The sequence below is a fragment of the Arenibacter sp. 6A1 genome (assembly GCF_012272855.1).
Taxonomy (GTDB): Bacteria; Bacteroidota; Bacteroidia; order Flavobacteriales; family Flavobacteriaceae; genus Arenibacter.
Map to the genome: position 1 here is coordinate 22,533 of NZ_JAAXCQ010000023.1, position 17,586 is coordinate 40,118.

Genomic DNA, 17,586 nt, shown 5'->3' on the forward strand with positions numbered 1-17,586 from the left:
TGATTGTGTTAATAATGTTTTTTAATAATTGGGTTCCCTAGAAAGGGCAGGAATGGTATCGATATTCCTTTCTTCTAAGGGATAGGAATTAATATTAAATAGGCTTGAGGGAAGCCCCTGATGGTTTTTGGTATGTCTCCACGATGGAAAGACCAAGGGTTTAAAATTGTAATCATAGCTACAGTGTTTTTTGGTGAACACTGCAAATATGAAACCCCACTGTGCAGTTTAGATGCACAGCGGGGTTTTTTACTATTGTTCCAATAAAAGTGAGCGCCTAGGCGCCTACTTCGGTTTTGTTGAAGTCTTGGATGATACTAAAGATGGTATCGGCCTGTTCGGGGTTGAATACGCCGTCTATGCCCATGGTATGGTAGTTTTTAAAGGGGGAATCGTATAGTTTGGTAGGGTCTATTCTTCCGTTCTTGGTCAAAAACAACTTTATGGTATCCAAAAACTGGATCTGTACCGCGCTCAACCGGTGCTGGTTGATAAAATCGGCAAATGCCCTATCGACCGTTTCGGCGGATACCCCTATGAGGGAGACGATAAACTGTACCAAATTCAAACGTGCGCCCAGTTCTTTTTCTACCTGTTCTTTTTGGATCCCGTCGGAAAAGAGGATACCTTCCAAGAGCTTTAGTTCCTCTTCGGTGATGGTTTCGCCCTTGTGGATCCTTGCTATGGTCAGGTTGTTGCTATTTTCCCGGATGAGCTTCTCCAATCGATGGAGGGTGGATGTAAATGGGGTCCGATAGCTTTCCGGGGCTTCCGCAGCAAAGTCGTTTACTACTACCTGGTCTTCGCGCAAGTGGTCTATATAGTCCGTGGTCACATATTTCTGGTCTACGGGGTCTATATATTTTACCAGTTCCCGGATGCCGGCCCTTATTTTCTCCAAATGGCGGATCCCGTCCTTCTCCCAGAATTTCTCTTCCAATGGCTGTTTTATCAGGGCTTCCTGCGTTTTTACCTCGGGAACAGTGGTTTTTTTCAACAGCTTATGGGAGGTGGTCGCTACCTTAGTAATCGGGACATTCAGTTTGGAAAGGAATTCGGGGGTGTCGGGGGTTTCCAGCCTTTTGACCATTAGGGCATACAACAGCTTGTCGTAGAAGCGTGCCAGATCGTTATCGCCCTTTGGCGGTTTTACCAAGGGGGCCAATACCTCGGTAATGGTCTTGACGTCCTTTTTGGTAAGATGGTCCCATAGTTCCCTGTTCTCATTGCCATAGTCCAATACCGTTTTCAGCTGCATTTTTACGTCAAATCGATCGGTATCCATCGTTGCAATCGTTTTGTGCAAATCGTTCAACAAAGCGGTGCGGTAGTCCTGTAAATCGGTATCGTCCTTGAACTGCTCGGATTTCAGGTATTCTGCCAGCTGTAATTTTAGTCCAAAAACAAGTTCTGTGAGCCCCTTTTGGGCACTGGTTTCCATCCCTTCCGGATTCTCCTTAAAGAATTCGAAATTCTGACAGAGATCAAAGATCAAAAAACGTTCCTTGTTCTTTCCTTCCCCAAATAAATTGGGGCGCAAACGGGAGCCACGTCCTATCATCTGCCAGAATTTGGCATAGGACTTTACGGGCTTGTAGAATACCAGGTTCACGCAACTAGGGGCATCGATACCGGTATCCATCATATCGACCGAAATGGCTATCTGCGGCAGGCGGTCTTTTTCCTCGTCGCAGAACCTGTTGATCATTTCCTCGGCCTTTGGTTCCCCGTGGGTAATTACCTTTACGTAATCGTTGCTAAACTGTTCCTTGTCCAGTTCCAAGAACATATCCTTTAGGAACTGGGCGTGTTTTTTATTGCGGGCAAAAACGATGGTTTTCCCCAATTCGTCCCCGCCGCGTTTTTTAATGCCGTGCTCCAGGACGAAGCGAAGGGTCTTGATGGCGGTATCCCTATTGAACAACCATTGGTTGAGTTCGGAGGATTCTATCCATTCGTTCCCAGTGGCTTCCTCCCCGTCCAGGATCTCCTCCTCAAAGGCTTCTTTTTCCTCCTCGCTCAGGTCCTCGTACCGGATCCCGTCCCTCATGAACTTGGTAGGCACCTCCAAAGAGCGGTAGGGCGACAAATGGCCGTTGGCAACGGCTTCCTCAAAGGTATAGGCATCCGTGGGCGATTTATCGGCAAGGCCGAAAATGGCATAGGTATTTTTATCGATACTATGTTTTGGGGTGGCCGTTAGCCCCAGGTAAAGGGCATCGAAATAATCGAAAATGGCCTGATATTTTTTATAGATGGAACGGTGGGCCTCGTCTATGATAATCAGGTCAAAATGGCCTACCCCGTAAAAGCGGTGTTCCTCCTCCCTGGAATTATCGATAAGGCCCATCATGGTCTGATAGGTGGAAAAGGCAAAACGGGCATCGGGATTGTCCTTTTCCTTAATGAGGTTTACACTGGAGTGCTCCGGCAGGAACTTCACGAAATTAGATTTCGCCTGGCTCACTAAACTTTTGCGGTCGGCCAGAAAAAGTACCCTTTTTACCCAATTGCATTCCAGCATCATTTTTGCCAGGGCAATACTGGTCCTGGTCTTTCCGGTCCCCGTGGCCAATACCAATAAGGCGCCCCTATGGGTACCTATAAGGTTGCCGGTATGTTTATTGGTGCCCGCAAAATGTTCGGCAATACTTTTAATGGCCCGCATCTGGTAGGTACGTCCCGCAATATCGGTATCGATGGGGGCGGTACGGATATCCTTTCTGTGCTCTCGTCGGAACATCACGGTCTGTAGCTCGGCCTTGGTATAAAAGCCGTGTACCGTTCTTGCCTGCTTATAGAAGCGATCGTCCCAAAGGAAGGTCTCAAAGCCATTGGTGTAGTACATCACCGGACGGCGGCCGTACATTTTCTCCAAGCAATCGGCATATAGCTGCGCCTGGTTCTCCCCTTTGGTAGCGCTTTCCAGGGATTTTTTGGCTTCTACCAAAGCCAAGGGCCGTCCGTCATCGTCCCAAAGGACATAATCTACATAGCCGGTGCCCGAGGGATTGGTAGACACTGGCATATGGCCTACCTTAAATTCCCTATCGTTTACCCCTTCCAGCTCCCATCCGGCCTCGCGCAATGCCAGATCTATAAACTGTTTTCGGGTCTCCGCCTCATTCCTGGGGTGCTGTACCTGTTCCTGGGTATTGGCGACGATCTTATTGGCCTCAATTTGTGCCTGCTGGATTTCCAGCTGTTTTTTCTGCAGCTCGTTTTCGGCCGCCAAGGCCAACCTTTCTTTCTCTTTCCTTTGTAGTTCCTCCTGAAATTTGGACAAGTCCGTATTCAGTTTATTTTCTAAATCTTGTATTTTCTTTTTCGAAAGGGCATTGTCCCCTTTTTTGGGAATTACTTCAAAATCAAAGACCCCAGGGATTGTTAGGGCTTCTTGAGAATAGCTTCTTCCAAACCATTTGGCAAAATAATAGAGCTGTTCAATGGTAATATGGGCATCTACATCGGTTACCGCTCTGTTATGGGCCGCTAAATTTCCTCTTTTTTTAATGAGGTGCAAGTCATCATACAGGGCAGCGTTCTTAAACTGCTGCTTGAACTCCTGCTGTAACAAAAGATTGTGCAAGCTTTTATCGTAGGGCAATTCTAATTCTGCATCATTGGTATACATCCAGTTCACGGCCACTTCCAGGGCCATACGGGCATAAAAAAGAGAGGCCCTTGGATCGGTAATAACCAATTGTTCCGCTTTTTGGGCCCTATCAAAAAAGATAGGCCACTCCGCCTTTAAAAACTGAAAGTTAGTACTCATACTAGAAGGTTAAATGAATGGTTAAATATACAGTAATTTTAAACGTTCAAGTAGATTATTTCCTACTATTAAGGCCGTATACTGTAGTCCTGCGCCCTTCCCGATAGGAAAAGCGGCCCAAGAACCTTCCTAGGTAGTAGGAGAAGGTAGCTGCCCCATGGCGTATACAAACGCCCTTCTTGTCCTTGGTAAAAGGAGGAAGAAGGGCGCCACTGAATGAACTGAATTTCTAAAACCTGTCAACGCACATCAGGGACGTGTAACATTGTTAATTGGTTATTGTGAATTGTTTATTGTAACTCCCCCTTAAAGGCCTTTTGCAACAAACAATTAAACAAATCCTCGCTTTCTTTCAACTCCTGTTTGGCCAGTGCCTTTTGCTGCTCTATCAAGGCTATCTTTTCAGCGAATTGGTTTTGGAGATTTATGGGTGGTGCTGGTATTTCAAAATTTTCCAATTGCTCTTTGGTTATAGCTTCTCTTGTTGCCCCGTTGCTAGTGCCTACACCCAATAATTTAACTTTACAATTGGGAGATATTAGTAAATGAGTAAGGAATATTGGATTTAATTTTTCTCTCTTAGTTCTTAAAATTGAAACATGCTGATTGACTCTGGCTGGTAAAATCTCTGCCGGAACAATAGCACATCTGGCTACTGATGCACCAGTAATATTTATTAAAACATCATTTTCATCAATGGTAACATTCTTTAATTTATCTGCCTGTTTATCATCAATGAAAGCTAAATTTTTCATCTTGAAGAAATTGTCATGAATATTTAAACTTCTAATTAATGAGATGCCCTCTTCTTTATAAGCTTCCTTACCCCCTCTAGGAGTGGCGCCGCTGCCAATTTTCGATGTGACATTTTTTAATTTAAACACGCTCCACCCTTTCGGATTGGTCACCGGATCCCCAAACATCTCCAAGAAGATGGACTGTGCCAGGACGTCGTATTCGGTCAGGAGTTGGGCGGTTTTATCGCGCAGGGCCGCAGCAGCATCCAAGATCCCCGCTATCCTTTGTTGGATGGCAAGGGGAGGGAGGGGGATATTAAGATTCCCTAATCTTTTTCGTGTTATTCTTTTTCGTGTCGTACCTGTACTCTGCCTTTCTATTTCACTTCTATTGAAGGGACTATTAATCATGTAAGCCAAATAAGTGGCATTTTTTTCTTCTGATGGCCTTAGAATACAAACATCAACCGCGGTTACAAACTTTTCATCGCCTTCAAATGGAAATATGCAACAACGACCTAAGGGGTCAGGCATCCTAGCTACAAGAATATCACCTTTATTGATGAATGTGCATTTCAATTTTTTAGCAGTTTCCCGATTAATGAATCGTGAGGATTTATCAATAAAATATCCATCACCAATATCAGCAAGTTGAATTAATCTTATTTCCCCTTTAGGGTCTTGATCCTTAGACTCTATCCAATCTCCATCAGTGAACAAATTCCCTTTTAATATTTCAGATAATTGTTTCGTAATCATTAATCTAAAATATTTAACATTAATAAATTTCTCTCCTCATCCAATTTCTTAATCCTTTCCAAAATCACCCCTGGCGCATCGTATTCCACTTCCTCGTATACGATTTCCTTATAACGGTTGATCGATAAATCCCAGTCGTTCTCTTGGATCTCCTGAAAGGGCACCAAAAAGCTCTGTTCGGTACGGGCACGTTGGTCCTGGGCACGGTTAGGGTAGCGTTTTATAATATCGGGTAAATTAAAATTATCGTGCAGCGCTTTCTGCTCCGCTTCGGAAAGGGCCTCGGCGCCATCGCCAAAACTAAAGGCATCAAAGAGTTCTTGGTCCACCAAGAGGTTACGCTTGTCATCCAAACTCTTTCCATCGGCCAGCATATCGTAGAACCACACCTTGTCCGTACCTCCAGAACCGGTTTTGGTAAAAATGATAATAGCGGTGCTCACCCCGGCATAGGGCTTGAACACCCCCGAGGGCATAGAGATCACCGCTTCCAGTTTATTATTGGCCACGATCTCCTGGCGGATGCTCTTATGGGCCTTGCCGCTTCCGAACAACACCCCGTCGGGAACAATGACGGCGGCACGGCCGCCGGTCTTTAGCTGGCGCAGCATCAGGGCCAAAAACAACAGCTCGGTTTTGGAGGTATCGGTGACGTTCTTTAGTCCGGGGGCAATACTATCCTTGTCAATAGTGCCCTTAAAGGGGGGATTGGCCAGTACCAAGGAATAAGCATCCGAAACGGTATTGTCCTTGCTCACGGCATCTACATCCATGATATTGGGTTCTTCTACCCCGTGCAGGTACAGGTTCATAGAGGCGATGCGCAGCATAGTAGCATCGAACTCGGTCCCGTTGAACATGGTCTTATTAATATGGGCGCTGTGCCTGTCCAGCTCGGTCACCCCATTGTGTTTGTCGATATATTCCTTGGCGGCGACCAAAAAACCGGCCGTCCCCACAGAAGGGTCGCAGATGGTATCTTCCAGGCCGGGCTTCATCAGCTCTACCATCAACTTGATGATATGGCGAGGGGTCCTGAACTGTCCCGCGGTGCCCCCGCCTTCCAGTTTGGAAAGCAAATACTCGTAGATATCTCCCTTGGTATCCTGGTTGCTCATGTCGATGCGCTCCAGTTTTTCCATCACCTGGTCCAATACCGCCGGTTTGGAAATCCCAAAGGTGGCCCCTTTCATATAGGTGCTGAACAAGCTTTTTTCGCTCCCCAGGGAGCGTATGAACGGGAAAATACCGTCTACGGTATTGCTAAAAATATTGTGGCGGGCATTGACGTCCATTTCCTTTAGGTTTTTCCACCTAAAATCCTGCTGGTCGTCCCCAAAAATGGGGGTGTGGACAAAACCGCGTTGGGCCTTGCGCTCGTTGCGGGTCTCGGTCTCGTCCAGATCCTTGATGAAGATAAGGTAGGTGAGCTGTTCTACAATGGTAATGGTATTGCTGATACCGCCTGTCCAAAAGGTGTTCCAGATCTGGTCTATTTGCGATTTTAATTCTCCGGTGATCATATAAATTATTCTTTTTCTAAATCGTTGTTGTGTATGTCTATGGCTTCTGCCATGCCCAATTTTGTCTTTAGTGCTTTGGCGATGGCCCGATCGTTTTCATTGAATTCCCAGGCTGCCTCGTCCAGCATTAATACGGTCCCCATAAAAATCAGGGCAACGTCTATGGTGAGGGTGTCCTTGGGGATATTGGCCTTTAAAAAGGACAGCTGTTCATTCACCGCCAAAGCTAGCCTATACAGATCAAAAAAACTAAGGCCGCTGATCTTTATTAGGGCCAGGGTATCGTTTTTGTCCATCGGCAGAGGGATGGCATCTTCTAAAAATTCAAGTACTTCCCCAGGGGTAAAATCCACCTGGTCCGCAATGGGCGTTAGTTGCATTTTTTTATCCGTTTTATAATTACGGGATAAAAGTAAAAGCGAGGAGTGCACTCTAGGTGCACTCCTATTTTTTGTAGTAGTCGGCCATCGCATCGGCGTGTATTTTCATTTGTTTTTTTAAGGATTCGGGCTCTATAACGGCCACGTCCCGCCCATAGGAAAGCAGCTGCTGGATGAGTTCTTTATTGATGAGCACGTCCAAGGTGATATAGGTAGTGCCATCTTCTTCTACCTCGTCCCATTCGGTGTGTATGGGCTTGGTAGTGAAGTACTGTAGGCGGTGCTCCTTAAAGCGAAGCTTTATCTTTTCTACGGGTCCTTCTTCCTTGGTGACCCCTACAAAATCCTTGAAAAAGGCGTTCCAATCGGTGGTGTCCTTGGCATAGGCCACTTCTTTTAGGGTCTCCAGGGCGGTTATACGGTCCAAGGGGACGTTCCACTGCATGTGGTCGGCGGCTTCGTTCCTCCCAAAGGCAAACCAACGGTTATTGTACTGTTTTAGGAGGTAGGGGTGGAAATTGAAGGTGTTGATGGGCTTGTCCCCCCCAAAGGGGCCGTAGCTTATCCGCAGTACTTTTTTGTGGATGATGGCATTGAAAATGGGCGCCATATGCTCATATCCGGTATAATCTACATTGGCCTCCAGGACTACTACTTTTTGGTCGGGATCGCGAAGTCCCAGTTTATCGTTCAGAATGGTGGTGGTTTCGTTGATCCAATCAAATTCCGGGCTGCCCTCAAACCGTTTTAAGATGGATAGGGCGTTGTTGAGCTGTGCCATTTCGGTTTCGCTCAACGGGCTTTTGTCTATGGAAAAGGCCTTATCTTTATAACGGTAGTAGTATCCTTTGGGGCCCCTATGGGCCTTTAACGGGGCATTGTAGCCGTCGGGGTGCTTAAACCAAGCGATGTCCTTGCGCAATTGCCGTTGGTTGATGCCCCCGGAGGTGGGGTCGAACTCGGCGATGGCATTGTTGACCTCATGGAGCAGGTCGTCGAAGGAATAGGCGATATAGGAATTGGAAAAGCACTTGTCCAGGGTGTTGTAGCGGATATGTTGGTGTTTGTTCTTGGCCACTGGTGGTCGTTTTTAGGGATTGAGGGCCGTTGCCCCTGTGTTTTTTAACCTCCTAAAATAGGTTTTTTTTGTTGTTTGTCCTGCTTTTTATGTGAGAATCGCCTTCTTGGAAGAAGGGGCTGTGTGCCTAGCATGGTTCGGTGAGAAAGGTCAAAAAAGCAAAAAGTTATTAAACTACACTTCTATTGAATTTGTAAGGGTTAGGTTTTGCTCTTGGCAAGACAAGTGCATAACTTCCGGAACACTGGGATATAGCCTACTCCCCCGTTACTGCTCCTTACCCAGGATAACTACCCCATAGCAGGATATGAAGGAAAGTTCTGCTCTTGTGCGCGGTTCTGAGGGTGGTGAGCGAAGCCGTACGAAGTGCTGGGAGCGAACCTCCAGCAAGAATATGAAGAGTGTGGGGCTTCCTCCTTAAGCACAACATATTTGTTGTATTTTCTTAATGTTTTATTTGTTATTCCCCTACCTAAATTATAATATTGGTACTGCCGTTTATAAATAGATAACCGTACCTTATTATTGCTGTTATCCAAAGTAATAAGCCGATAAACAGTGTATGTTACACGGGTATAATGAGTTGGCTGTAATTAAAACTGACCGATAAAATTGAATCTAAATAAAATATATGCTAGTAGATTTTTTTTCTGATTATATAAATATTGAGAAAAAGTTAATTGAAAAACTTGGGAAAGAAAATGGGGAATCAGTATTTAAATCATTTACAAATATACTACTGTTTAAGGTTAGAACGAAATTAATAATTTCAGAATTAGACTTATATAAAGAACTATATATGGACCAAATTTTTCCTTCAACTATAAACTTCTACAAATCAAAATTAAATGAGGATTATAGCGAGAATGAAAAAAAATTAATAAAAAAATTTAAAAACCCGAAACACCAGTTACCCGATGAAATAACTTTATTGTTCTATGTTGGGCTTTATCATAAAATTGAAAATTACGAAACTGAAATATTAGAACATTATAACAGAATAAATAAGACTAATATTAAAGAACTTTATAAAATTGGTATTGATACAAAAAACAAGAAGAAATTATTTGAGGATAGAGATAGACTACGCTTAATTTCTAATTCAATAAAGCACAATCGATTTTTCCCAAAAAGAGAATTAATAAAATATTATCCTAATTTAAATATTAACGAAAAAATATCTCTTGATGACCTTAATCCAGAGGAAGATGTTTTATTGGTTAAATCTTTTATTCGATTTTTTAATTTATTGATAATTATGAAAAGTACTATATCTCTGAATGAAACATTGAAAGAAAATACAGTTTTAGAAAAATACTTCATTGAATTAACAAAAGATGAAAATCCAAAAGATGAAAAATTTAGAGATTCTTATTTAAAAAAATAACTACAGCCAACAGCGTGTATAATTAAGCAAGGCTACCTAGTAAAAAGAAAAATATTACTGGAATTAATGGTCAAGGAAGCCTGAGGCTAATCGAGCAAACCAGTTTTGCTGGCCGCCAAGAGTGCTTACCCCACGCATCATCCCATTGTAAGCACGCCAAGGGCACAAAACTGGTCAAACCTTGCCAAATCATACACATAATCGTTGCACGTAATACAAAAAACATAAATCGAGGTAAATTTACCTTTATTAAATATTATATACCGTAATTTTTATTATATTTGAGGTAAATTTACCTCTAAAGCATGATTAGTAATTTATTAGATAGAAGTTTTAAAACTAATAAAGACTTTGAGAAACTTCTCAAGGATAAACTTAAATCAACAGGTTTAAGTAAAACTCATTTTGAAAGACTTTCAGGAATTCAAAGAAAAAGTCTAGATGGTATATTAAAAAAATCATCAAAGCAAACCGATATATTAAACCTTTTGAAACTTGGAGAGTTTTTAGAATTGAGTCTAGAAGATTTAATAGTTCTTCATTTCAAAGATAGACCAAGTGAAGAAATAAGAGATTTACAAAACTCAATGGACATAACCTATATTAACAAGAATTTTGATTTAAAAACATTAGCAAGTCTAGGCTTTATTAATATTGATGATTCTGTAGAAGAATTGTCTACACGTATATGTAATTTTTTCGAACTCGATTCAATATATGACTACGAAAAGGATTTGAATGATGCTTTATACAGTAGAACAAAAAGGTCATATAGTGATAAAATGAAAGACTTTTGGATTAAATCTTCATACAAGTACTTTGAGTTGATTGATAATCCAAATGAATATTCAAGAAAAGATTTAATCGATATAATTCCAAAAATAAAACCTTACACTCAAAATGTCGAAAAAGGATTATTGACAGTTTTTCAAGCTTTATTTAATATAGGAATTACAGTTGTGTTTCAACCTTCTTTACCTAAAACACAAATCCGAGGTGCAACTTTTTTTATCAATAATAAGCCTTGTATTGTAATTACAGATTTCAATAAAAATTATGCTACTATTTGGTTCGCTCTTATTCATGAATTAAATCACGTTCTATTCGATTTAGAAACTATTGAAAACACAAAATTCCATTTATCTGGAGAACCCGATTTATTTCTATTACAAGAGGACAAAGCGAATGAATTTGCATCAGAGTATCTATTATCCTCTGAAAAAATGAGATATATCGAGAAATTGATTGACAATCCTTTAATTGTAAAACGATTTGCAAAAGAATGTCAAATACATCCTTGTATTATTTATTCTCAGTATCAATGGAGGCAATCAGAATTAGGAAACAACTATTGGGGCTATTTTAAAGAACATTTTCCAGACATCAATTTGGCTACTAAAAATCTACATGTTTCAAATTGGGATGCTGAATCTTTGAGAATTGCAGCAGAAAATATAAGAGAACTTTTAACAGTATAATATGAAAGAAGACAACAAAAATATAGAAAAGAAAAAAAGAGAACTATCGAAAGCTGATATTGAAAGATTAGAAATCATTCAAAAATCGGAAGAAGTGAAAGGCGAACAGCTTTCAATTAATATAGATTCAGAATTAACAGTAGAAAATGAAGCTTTAAAATTACTCGGGAAAACTATTGATGACCCAGTTGAGAAATTTCAGCTTTACTATCACGGATTGACAAAACTTCTTAAGGACAATTTACCAAAAGGTAAAGAAAACGAGCAAGTAAGAAGAATAGTATATGATGAAAAAAACATATTAATTAATAGAGGCGCCAAAAAAGACGAAAAAGGTATTAGGGGAAGTGATGGAAGAATGGCTTACATCGAAGATTTAGAATTTGCAATCCAGATTGTTGCAGATTGGATATCCAAAAAAGGTTCTGCTTCCGATTTATTTATGGCTTTTTGGGATAAAAACGAAGAACTTGGCTACGAACATCAAGATTAAAAAACTACGTACAATACCTATAGAAAATAGGGCATAAAGTACTATAATTAATGGATTGGGCGTGTTCGCCAAGTCGCCAAATCTTTTGGATTTGTCAATTAAAAAAGAAAAAATAATTACAAAACAAAAAACTTTGACTCGCAGACCAGACGAAAACGAAAATGTTTCCTTACCACCCTACTTGCCGAGACGTTGTGCTTAATTCCCCACATAAAAAAAACTCTATTAATTTCTTAAGCTAACGAGTTAAATTTTACGTAAGAAAATTATACTAAAATTAAGCCTTAGCCAGAATTAAAAAAACTCAAATATGAGTAAAGTAGAATTGAAGTATGAAGATCTAGAAGATCATCTTAAGGAACAAATAGAATTCCTCAATACTTCTTGTGATTTATTTGATGATGGCAAGTTTGCAGAAGCCAAACGAATAGCAACAATCATCAGAGTATTATTCCATGACACCAGACACTCTAAATCTTTATTGGGACAATTGGGCCGAAAATCCGACTCATTTTATAGTACAAACCTTCCGTTAGCCAGTGAATCATTGAGTACCTACTCTGGATTAACAATGATTGGAATGAAAGGTAAGGACACTATATATTATCCTAAATTAGACGAGATGGTGGCTTTTAGTGTCAATTGGCTCCCATTTAAAAATTGGTGGGAAGAGATAGTCTTCCGAGATAAATTTGGAAATGAGATATCGCGTAGTTCTCTAATTAAAACTTCAACAAATCAAGATGGTGGTGCCCATGTTGATGAAGCACTTGATGAAATTTATTACGACTTATCAAAAAATAACTCTCTCGAAACTAGTATATTTGATGGAGAAACCTCCAGTCCAATACCAAATCCAGAAAAAGCCGCAATTCGGCAAATTGGCCACGAAGTTCTAAAAACTCTTCTAATTGATTATGAGAAAAAGCAGACTGCGAAAGTCGACATATGGCTTGGTGGATCAGAGTTAATTGTGGGAAACAAGCCATCACCACTACCTAAAAACAAAAAGATTGGAAGAAATGAAAAATGTCCTTGTGGTAGTAGTAAAAAATATAAACACTGTCATGGTAAATAAGACACTATCCCTACGCCTATCATAAATTACCAAAGGCAAATTACAGGCCGACCTCAAAGTCTAAACTAGTCCCTTAGCCCTTGTGAGAAAGGTCAGAAAAACAAAAACAATTATAGCCCCATTCGTTATTGTTTTCGCTCCTTCATCATTCTTTAGGCCTAGCTAGGGTTGTGGCGTGTGTTTTTGAAACTTCTCAAAAACCATGATACAAAACTTCCACAAAAAAAAGGGGGCGTTACCCCTTATAAATAATCCTCGATTGATGGATATTGACATTCAGGAGAATTTTCGATATCCTGATAAAACCATACTGGCCATTCCCTGCCGTCCTTTAAAGTTTTCATTTTTGAAAATTTTTGAACGTTGAATTGATCTTGATGTTCCATAATAACAGTATTTTAAATTAAACAATTGTTTTTCAAAACACCGGTGCTAGCTAAAATTTCAGCTCAAATTGGAGATTTTTAAAATTGGGGGAAACCTTTAGGGGGTCCCGATTTTAGAAATACTATTTTGATGGGAATATTTTACGGGCCTAACTTCGGAAAACAAGTTGTTTGATAGATGCGTGGAGCGAATACCGATGATTATTTTTTTGCTCCTTTAAATAAAAGGGTTCCTTCCTTTCTATTTTTAAAATGCCCCTCCATAATTTTGCTAGTCCTGATAGAAACATCTTTAAAAAGCGAGTTAGGGAAAGACAAGGGCATAACTTCCGGAACGCTTGGATACATCCCCTTCCCCCTTACTGGTCCTTATCTGGGAAACTATCCCATAGCAGGAAATGGAGGAACGTTTTGCTCTTGTGGGCGGTTCTGAGGGTGGTGAGCGAAGCCGTACGAAGTACTGCATAGCAAACCTTCCGCAAGAACATGGATATCCAAGCTATACTTCTGAAAAATTCTTTCAGTTTGTTTTTAAATCCAGTAGACAAAAGGGATAAGGGTCGATGCGCTGCCCGTTCTTCCACAGCTCATAATGGATGTGGTTTCCGGTGCTCTTACCACTACTCCCCACAAAGCCTATGATCTCCCCCTTCTTGACAGTCTGCCCTTGCTTGACGATAAAAAGGAACATATGGGCATAGCGGGTCCTGAACCCGAAATCATGGGTTATTACTACCTGGTTGCCATAGCCTTTATCGGAGGTGTCCGTGCGCTCTATGGTGCCGGAAGCGGCTGCATGAACGGGAGTGCCGGCCCTGGCCGATATATCGATCCCTATGTGGGGCTTTGTCTTGCCGTCCAATGGATGGAACCTTCTTCCGAACCGACTTGAAAAACCCTTTAAACGCTGCGGGTTTAAAGGGTTTATAGTGGGGATATAACTGAATTCCCTGGTAAAGTTGTTGAAATTTTTCCCCAACAGTGCCACCAAAGTTTCCACATCCTTGGAAGATTGGGCCTTGTGCAAAAAAATATGGACCATATTTTTGAGCTCCTTTTCTGAGCTGTTCTGGCCATGGGAAACCCCAAACACTAGTAAAAAAAACACCACCAATATCCCCTTCATAATATTCTATATTTAACTTAACCGGTTCCTTATTTCAAGCATCCTTTGATGTTCATCAATATTGAACTTATAATATATATTCAATATATATAACTTATATAGTATATTTAATAAGAATTTTATGTATATTTAGTACACTAAAACACTTAATATCATGAAATTACACTCTTTCTACCTGCTTCTGACGATTGCCCTGTTTTACTCCTGCAATAAGGATTCCTCCATTAAAACCGAGGATCGCGCCTCGGCCATTATGGGCCAATGGGAATATGAAAGTGTTACCACGGACCGCGCCGTCGATATGAACGGGGACGGGAATTATAGTGTCGATCTTTACAATACCCAGGAAATGCGCCAATGCCTAAAGGACAACCTGACCTTTTTTACCGAAGGGGGCATGTTCTCCATCAATGAGAACGGGCTGGCCTGCGATGATAATGATCCCTATATAAATGTCTTGGACGATATTTATTCCTTAGAAGAGAACAACACTATCATCCGTTTTCAAAATGGCAAAGACCAAAAAATAATGTCCCTTGACAAAAGTAATTTGGTCACTGAAATACAGGAAACCATCAACGACGAACTTGTGACCGTTACCACCACCTATAAAAGGAGCTAGGGCAAGATCAGCCCTATACCCTTATGACTCTTCCTGTTTTTTTTGCACTCCATTGTCCATTGGTATCCTTGACCCGTACCTCAAAGTTTTGATCCTGATATTTCAAGTCCCTTTCCTTGCCTTCTTTTTCCAATGCAAAATATAGGTCTACCCCTTCCCCTTTGGCCTCGCTATAGTTAAATATCTTGGTCTCCCACATACTGGTCTTTCTGTTGTAGATCCTTATCTCGACCTGGCTTAGACTAGCTCCGTTAAAAGCTTCAGAACAGGCTCCGGTATAACAGGTGTAGATCCTTATTTCATAATCGCAGCCATTGAGGCCTCCACAGTTAATATTGTGCTTTTCTCCCTTGACAAAGACTATCGGTTTTCTGAACATGGTGACGGCCTCGGTTTCCATTTGGGAAATTCCCGTTGAATTTTCTACCTGAAAGTCTATGGTAAAATCTTCTTCGATGGAAGGGTAGAACTGCATGGACGCAAAGCCGTAATCCAAGGGGATCACTTCCCCTTCTTGATAGATGGTGCCCTGATACACGATATGTCCCGCATTGACTCCTGAAAAATTAAAACGGGCCGTATAGCCTACCGAAGGGTCATGGGCGCCGTTGACGGCATTGGTGACCAAAGAAAGGGAAAAGGACTCGTCCTTGTATTTGTCCTCTGCCGACTGGCTGACGGTCAGGTCGAAATACTCCTCGTATTTTTCATAATCGATGGATACCATGGCGGTTTTCTCGACTCCCGAAGAGGACTTGGCCGTAAAGATGATGTTGTGCCCTCCCTCGCTATGGCCCGTATACTGCCCGACGAAAGCCCCGACCGGTACGGAAAAACCCTGCCCAGGGGGATAATCGCTGCCCCCGTACTCAAAGGATCCGTTTTGGTTTCCTGAGGAATAATAAAGGGTATAGGTATCCCCGCCAAGGCCTATTTCGGAAATATTGAAATATACGGCGACGGACTCCCCGGTATAGGCTTGGCTTTTTTCCGCCGCTACCGTAAAGGTGTAGTTTTTGGGGGCTACGTTGATGGATAGGCTGTACTGCTTTTCCAGCTCCGTCCCGTTTTTTACATAAAAGGTCATGCTCACATTGCCCTGGTCCGTTCCTAAAAAATCCCATGAAAAATTGCCCTTGGGTATATCGTATAGGGTCCCGGCGCTTACCCGGTTCCCGTTATGGTCGCTGATAGCCGCATTGCCATTGATGCTATAGCGCATGGTATAATCGGAATTCCCCGTGCTTTCGGAAATATTGAAGTTCAAAGTGCTGTTCTCCCCTACCGAAATATCGGTTTTTCCACTTCCCCCGGTAAAGGTAAAATCGACCTGGTTGAAGGTGATGGATGCCTCACTGGTATGGGTAATTTTCGAACTGGAGGAAACGCTGAAGACCATCTGGTGGTTGCCGGGCTCCATCCCCAGATAACTAAGGGCGTTGGTACCGGGAACTAGCATGAATTTTTCCCCGGGGCCATAGGCTATACCGCCAATGGTTATATTGCTGTTCTTGTTGGAGGAATAAAAGGCCTCATAGCTGTCCCCCGCTCCTTCGGGGAGCTCTTCCAGATTCAGGACCAGCCCCACAGGGGTATTGACAAACTCGGTGGGCCGAGAGGCTATACTGGCCAAAGTGAAATCATTGTTCTCTATATTGACGATCACCGAATCCCTTTGGGCCTGCCCGTTGCTGTCCCTGGTATCAAAATATATTTTTTTGCTCCCTACTTCCCCACTTTCAAATTGGTACTTATAGGTACCCGGTACCATGGAAATATATTCCCCTGCAGCGATTATATTGCCCAAATGGTCCAACATGGTACCGCTTCCCTGGCTTTCACTGCCATAGGAATGGGTCATTTCATAACGCACTTCCGAGTTCGGATCCTGGCTATGGAGGTTGATATTGATCGGCAGCAGGGTCTGGCGTTTTACCACGGTGCCCTCGGCGGTTACATCCACCGTAAAGTTCAGGTGCTGCACCCGGACCAAAAGTTCCTGCTCAATTTCTGCCCCGTCCCCGGCCTTAGCCGTTATGGTGATTTTATGCTCCCCCAGGGTGGTGGGCATATAGGTGAGTGCCGATACCCCTGCCCCCAGGATAAAAGACTCTCCAGGGCCAAAGGCCTCGTCCCCCAGATAGAGGGTGCCGGATCCGTTGGCCACCTGATATTTCAGCTGAAAGTCCTGAGGGATCTCGGAAACGGTAGCCCCCTTATCGCGTAATAGGGTGGCATTGATTCCGTTTCGTGCATTGATGATAAAATCATTGGAGCCCTTGGCCAATAAAAAGGCAAAAGGGGTATGTACGGCCTTATAATTGAGTTCCAAGGCCTTTTCCCGATCGTTGGAATCCCATCCCCTTGCCTGTACCCTGTGGCTACCCACTTGGGTGGCCATATAGGCAAAATCCCACTGCAGGTCCTGGAGCTTTAGCGGCTTTCCCTCGGGTACGGTATCCCCTTTTTGATCCCGGAAATACCCGCTTCCTTCTAGGATATCGTACTGGAAGAAATACTCCACGCCCGCGATCCGTTTTTCCGGATCCAGGGCAAAGCCTGTTGGGGAGGCCTCGAATACATAGATGTTTTCTTGATGGTCCTCTATAAACTGAAAATCAAAGGCATCTTGGACTATAGGGTCAAAATCCTTGCTGCAGCCCCAAAGGGCCAAAAATAAAAGTAGGGGAACAAAAATGCTGTGGTCGTTTCGTTTTTCCATAATAGTGCATTATTAAGCATTGTTGCATTACTGTTGATGGGC

13 protein-coding genes are annotated in these 17,586 nt (G+C 42.3%); 5 read left to right on the top strand and 8 right to left on the bottom strand.

The window, feature by feature from the left end; translation table 11 throughout:
- Window positions 1-277: 277 nt before the first annotated feature.
- From HCG49_RS16670 to HCG49_RS18775, 5 genes are all read right to left on the bottom strand, one after another.
- On the bottom strand, window positions 278-3,775 hold the full coding sequence (locus HCG49_RS16670) for a DEAD/DEAH box helicase family protein (protein ID WP_168470652.1): 3,498 nt from the start codon (window positions 3,773-3,775) through the stop codon (window positions 278-280).
- Between the two features lie 290 nt (window positions 3,776-4,065).
- Window positions 4,066-5,271: a restriction endonuclease subunit S gene (locus HCG49_RS18460; RefSeq protein ID WP_205764428.1), complete on the bottom strand. Its 1,206-nt coding sequence runs from the start codon at window positions 5,269-5,271 to the stop codon at window positions 4,066-4,068.
- Complete coding sequence (locus tag HCG49_RS16685) at window positions 5,271-6,794, bottom strand: class I SAM-dependent DNA methyltransferase (protein WP_168470653.1); 1,524 nt, start codon at window positions 6,792-6,794, stop codon at window positions 5,271-5,273. Before HCG49_RS16685 ends, HCG49_RS18460 begins: the two co-directional genes overlap by 1 nt.
- A 5-nt stretch (window positions 6,795-6,799) precedes the next feature.
- Window positions 6,800-7,174, bottom strand: coding sequence for a hypothetical protein (locus HCG49_RS16690; protein ID WP_168470654.1), 375 nt, complete (start codon window positions 7,172-7,174; stop codon window positions 6,800-6,802).
- 64 nt (window positions 7,175-7,238) lie between these two features.
- Complete coding sequence (locus HCG49_RS18775) at window positions 7,239-8,252, bottom strand: helix-turn-helix transcriptional regulator (protein ID WP_168470655.1); 1,014 nt, start codon at window positions 8,250-8,252, stop codon at window positions 7,239-7,241.
- A 631-nt stretch (window positions 8,253-8,883) separates the two neighbouring features.
- Between HCG49_RS18775 and HCG49_RS16700 the strand changes: the two genes are divergently transcribed.
- From HCG49_RS16700 to HCG49_RS18465, 4 genes are all read left to right on the top strand, one after another.
- Window positions 8,884-9,639: a hypothetical protein gene (locus HCG49_RS16700; RefSeq protein ID WP_168470656.1), complete on the top strand. Its 756-nt coding sequence runs from the start codon at window positions 8,884-8,886 to the stop codon at window positions 9,637-9,639.
- Between the two features lie 305 nt (window positions 9,640-9,944).
- Entirely contained in the window at window positions 9,945-11,117 is a 1,173-nt protein-coding gene (locus HCG49_RS16705; protein WP_084668562.1) for an ImmA/IrrE family metallo-endopeptidase, read from the top strand.
- A gap of 1 nt (window position 11,118) precedes the next feature.
- Window positions 11,119-11,610, top strand: a complete 492-nt coding sequence (locus HCG49_RS16710; protein ID WP_072766063.1) for a hypothetical protein — start codon at window positions 11,119-11,121, stop codon at window positions 11,608-11,610.
- Window positions 11,611-11,920: 310 nt separating this feature from the next.
- Complete coding sequence (locus tag HCG49_RS18465) at window positions 11,921-12,688, top strand: SEC-C metal-binding domain-containing protein (RefSeq protein ID WP_205764429.1); 768 nt, start codon at window positions 11,921-11,923, stop codon at window positions 12,686-12,688.
- 242 nt (window positions 12,689-12,930) lie between these two features.
- On the opposite strand, the gene HCG49_RS16720 is transcribed toward HCG49_RS18465, so the two are convergent.
- A complete protein-coding gene (locus HCG49_RS16720; RefSeq protein WP_168470657.1) occupies window positions 12,931-13,074 on the bottom strand; it encodes a hypothetical protein in 144 nt (47 codons plus the stop codon).
- 520 nt (window positions 13,075-13,594) lie between these two features.
- Window positions 13,595-14,200, bottom strand: coding sequence for a M23 family metallopeptidase (locus HCG49_RS16725; protein WP_168470658.1), 606 nt, complete (start codon window positions 14,198-14,200; stop codon window positions 13,595-13,597).
- A 154-nt stretch (window positions 14,201-14,354) separates the two neighbouring features.
- Here HCG49_RS16725 and HCG49_RS16730 point away from each other — a divergent pair, with 154 nt between their 5' ends.
- Window positions 14,355-14,822, top strand: coding sequence for a hypothetical protein (locus HCG49_RS16730; RefSeq protein ID WP_168470659.1), 468 nt, complete (start codon window positions 14,355-14,357; stop codon window positions 14,820-14,822).
- A 13-nt stretch (window positions 14,823-14,835) separates the two neighbouring features.
- On the opposite strand, the gene HCG49_RS16735 is transcribed toward HCG49_RS16730, so the two are convergent.
- Window positions 14,836-17,544: a hypothetical protein gene (locus HCG49_RS16735; RefSeq protein WP_168470660.1), complete on the bottom strand. Its 2,709-nt coding sequence runs from the start codon at window positions 17,542-17,544 to the stop codon at window positions 14,836-14,838.
- Window positions 17,545-17,586: the final 42 nt, after the last annotated feature.

Coding starts and splice junctions, on each gene's coding strand:
- HCG49_RS16685 (WP_168470653.1), bottom strand. CDS start 6,794: ATGATCACCGGAGAATTAAAATCGCAAATAGACCAGATCTGGAACACC.
- HCG49_RS18465 (WP_205764429.1), top strand. CDS start 11,921: ATGAGTAAAGTAGAATTGAAGTATGAAGATCTAGAAGATCATCTTAAG.
- HCG49_RS16710 (WP_072766063.1), top strand. CDS start 11,119: ATGAAAGAAGACAACAAAAATATAGAAAAGAAAAAAAGAGAACTATCG.
- HCG49_RS16730 (WP_168470659.1), top strand. CDS start 14,355: ATGAAATTACACTCTTTCTACCTGCTTCTGACGATTGCCCTGTTTTAC.
- HCG49_RS16720 (WP_168470657.1), bottom strand. CDS start 13,074: ATGGAACATCAAGATCAATTCAACGTTCAAAAATTTTCAAAAATGAAA.
- HCG49_RS16725 (WP_168470658.1), bottom strand. CDS start 14,200: ATGAAGGGGATATTGGTGGTGTTTTTTTTACTAGTGTTTGGGGTTTCC.
- HCG49_RS16735 (WP_168470660.1), bottom strand. CDS start 17,544: ATGGAAAAACGAAACGACCACAGCATTTTTGTTCCCCTACTTTTATTT.
- HCG49_RS16690 (WP_168470654.1), bottom strand. CDS start 7,174: ATGCAACTAACGCCCATTGCGGACCAGGTGGATTTTACCCCTGGGGAA.
- HCG49_RS18460 (WP_205764428.1), bottom strand. CDS start 5,271: ATGATTACGAAACAATTATCTGAAATATTAAAAGGGAATTTGTTCACT.
- HCG49_RS16700 (WP_168470656.1), top strand. CDS start 8,884: ATGCTAGTAGATTTTTTTTCTGATTATATAAATATTGAGAAAAAGTTA.
- HCG49_RS16670 (WP_168470652.1), bottom strand. CDS start 3,775: ATGAGTACTAACTTTCAGTTTTTAAAGGCGGAGTGGCCTATCTTTTTT.
- HCG49_RS16705 (WP_084668562.1), top strand. CDS start 9,945: ATGATTAGTAATTTATTAGATAGAAGTTTTAAAACTAATAAAGACTTT.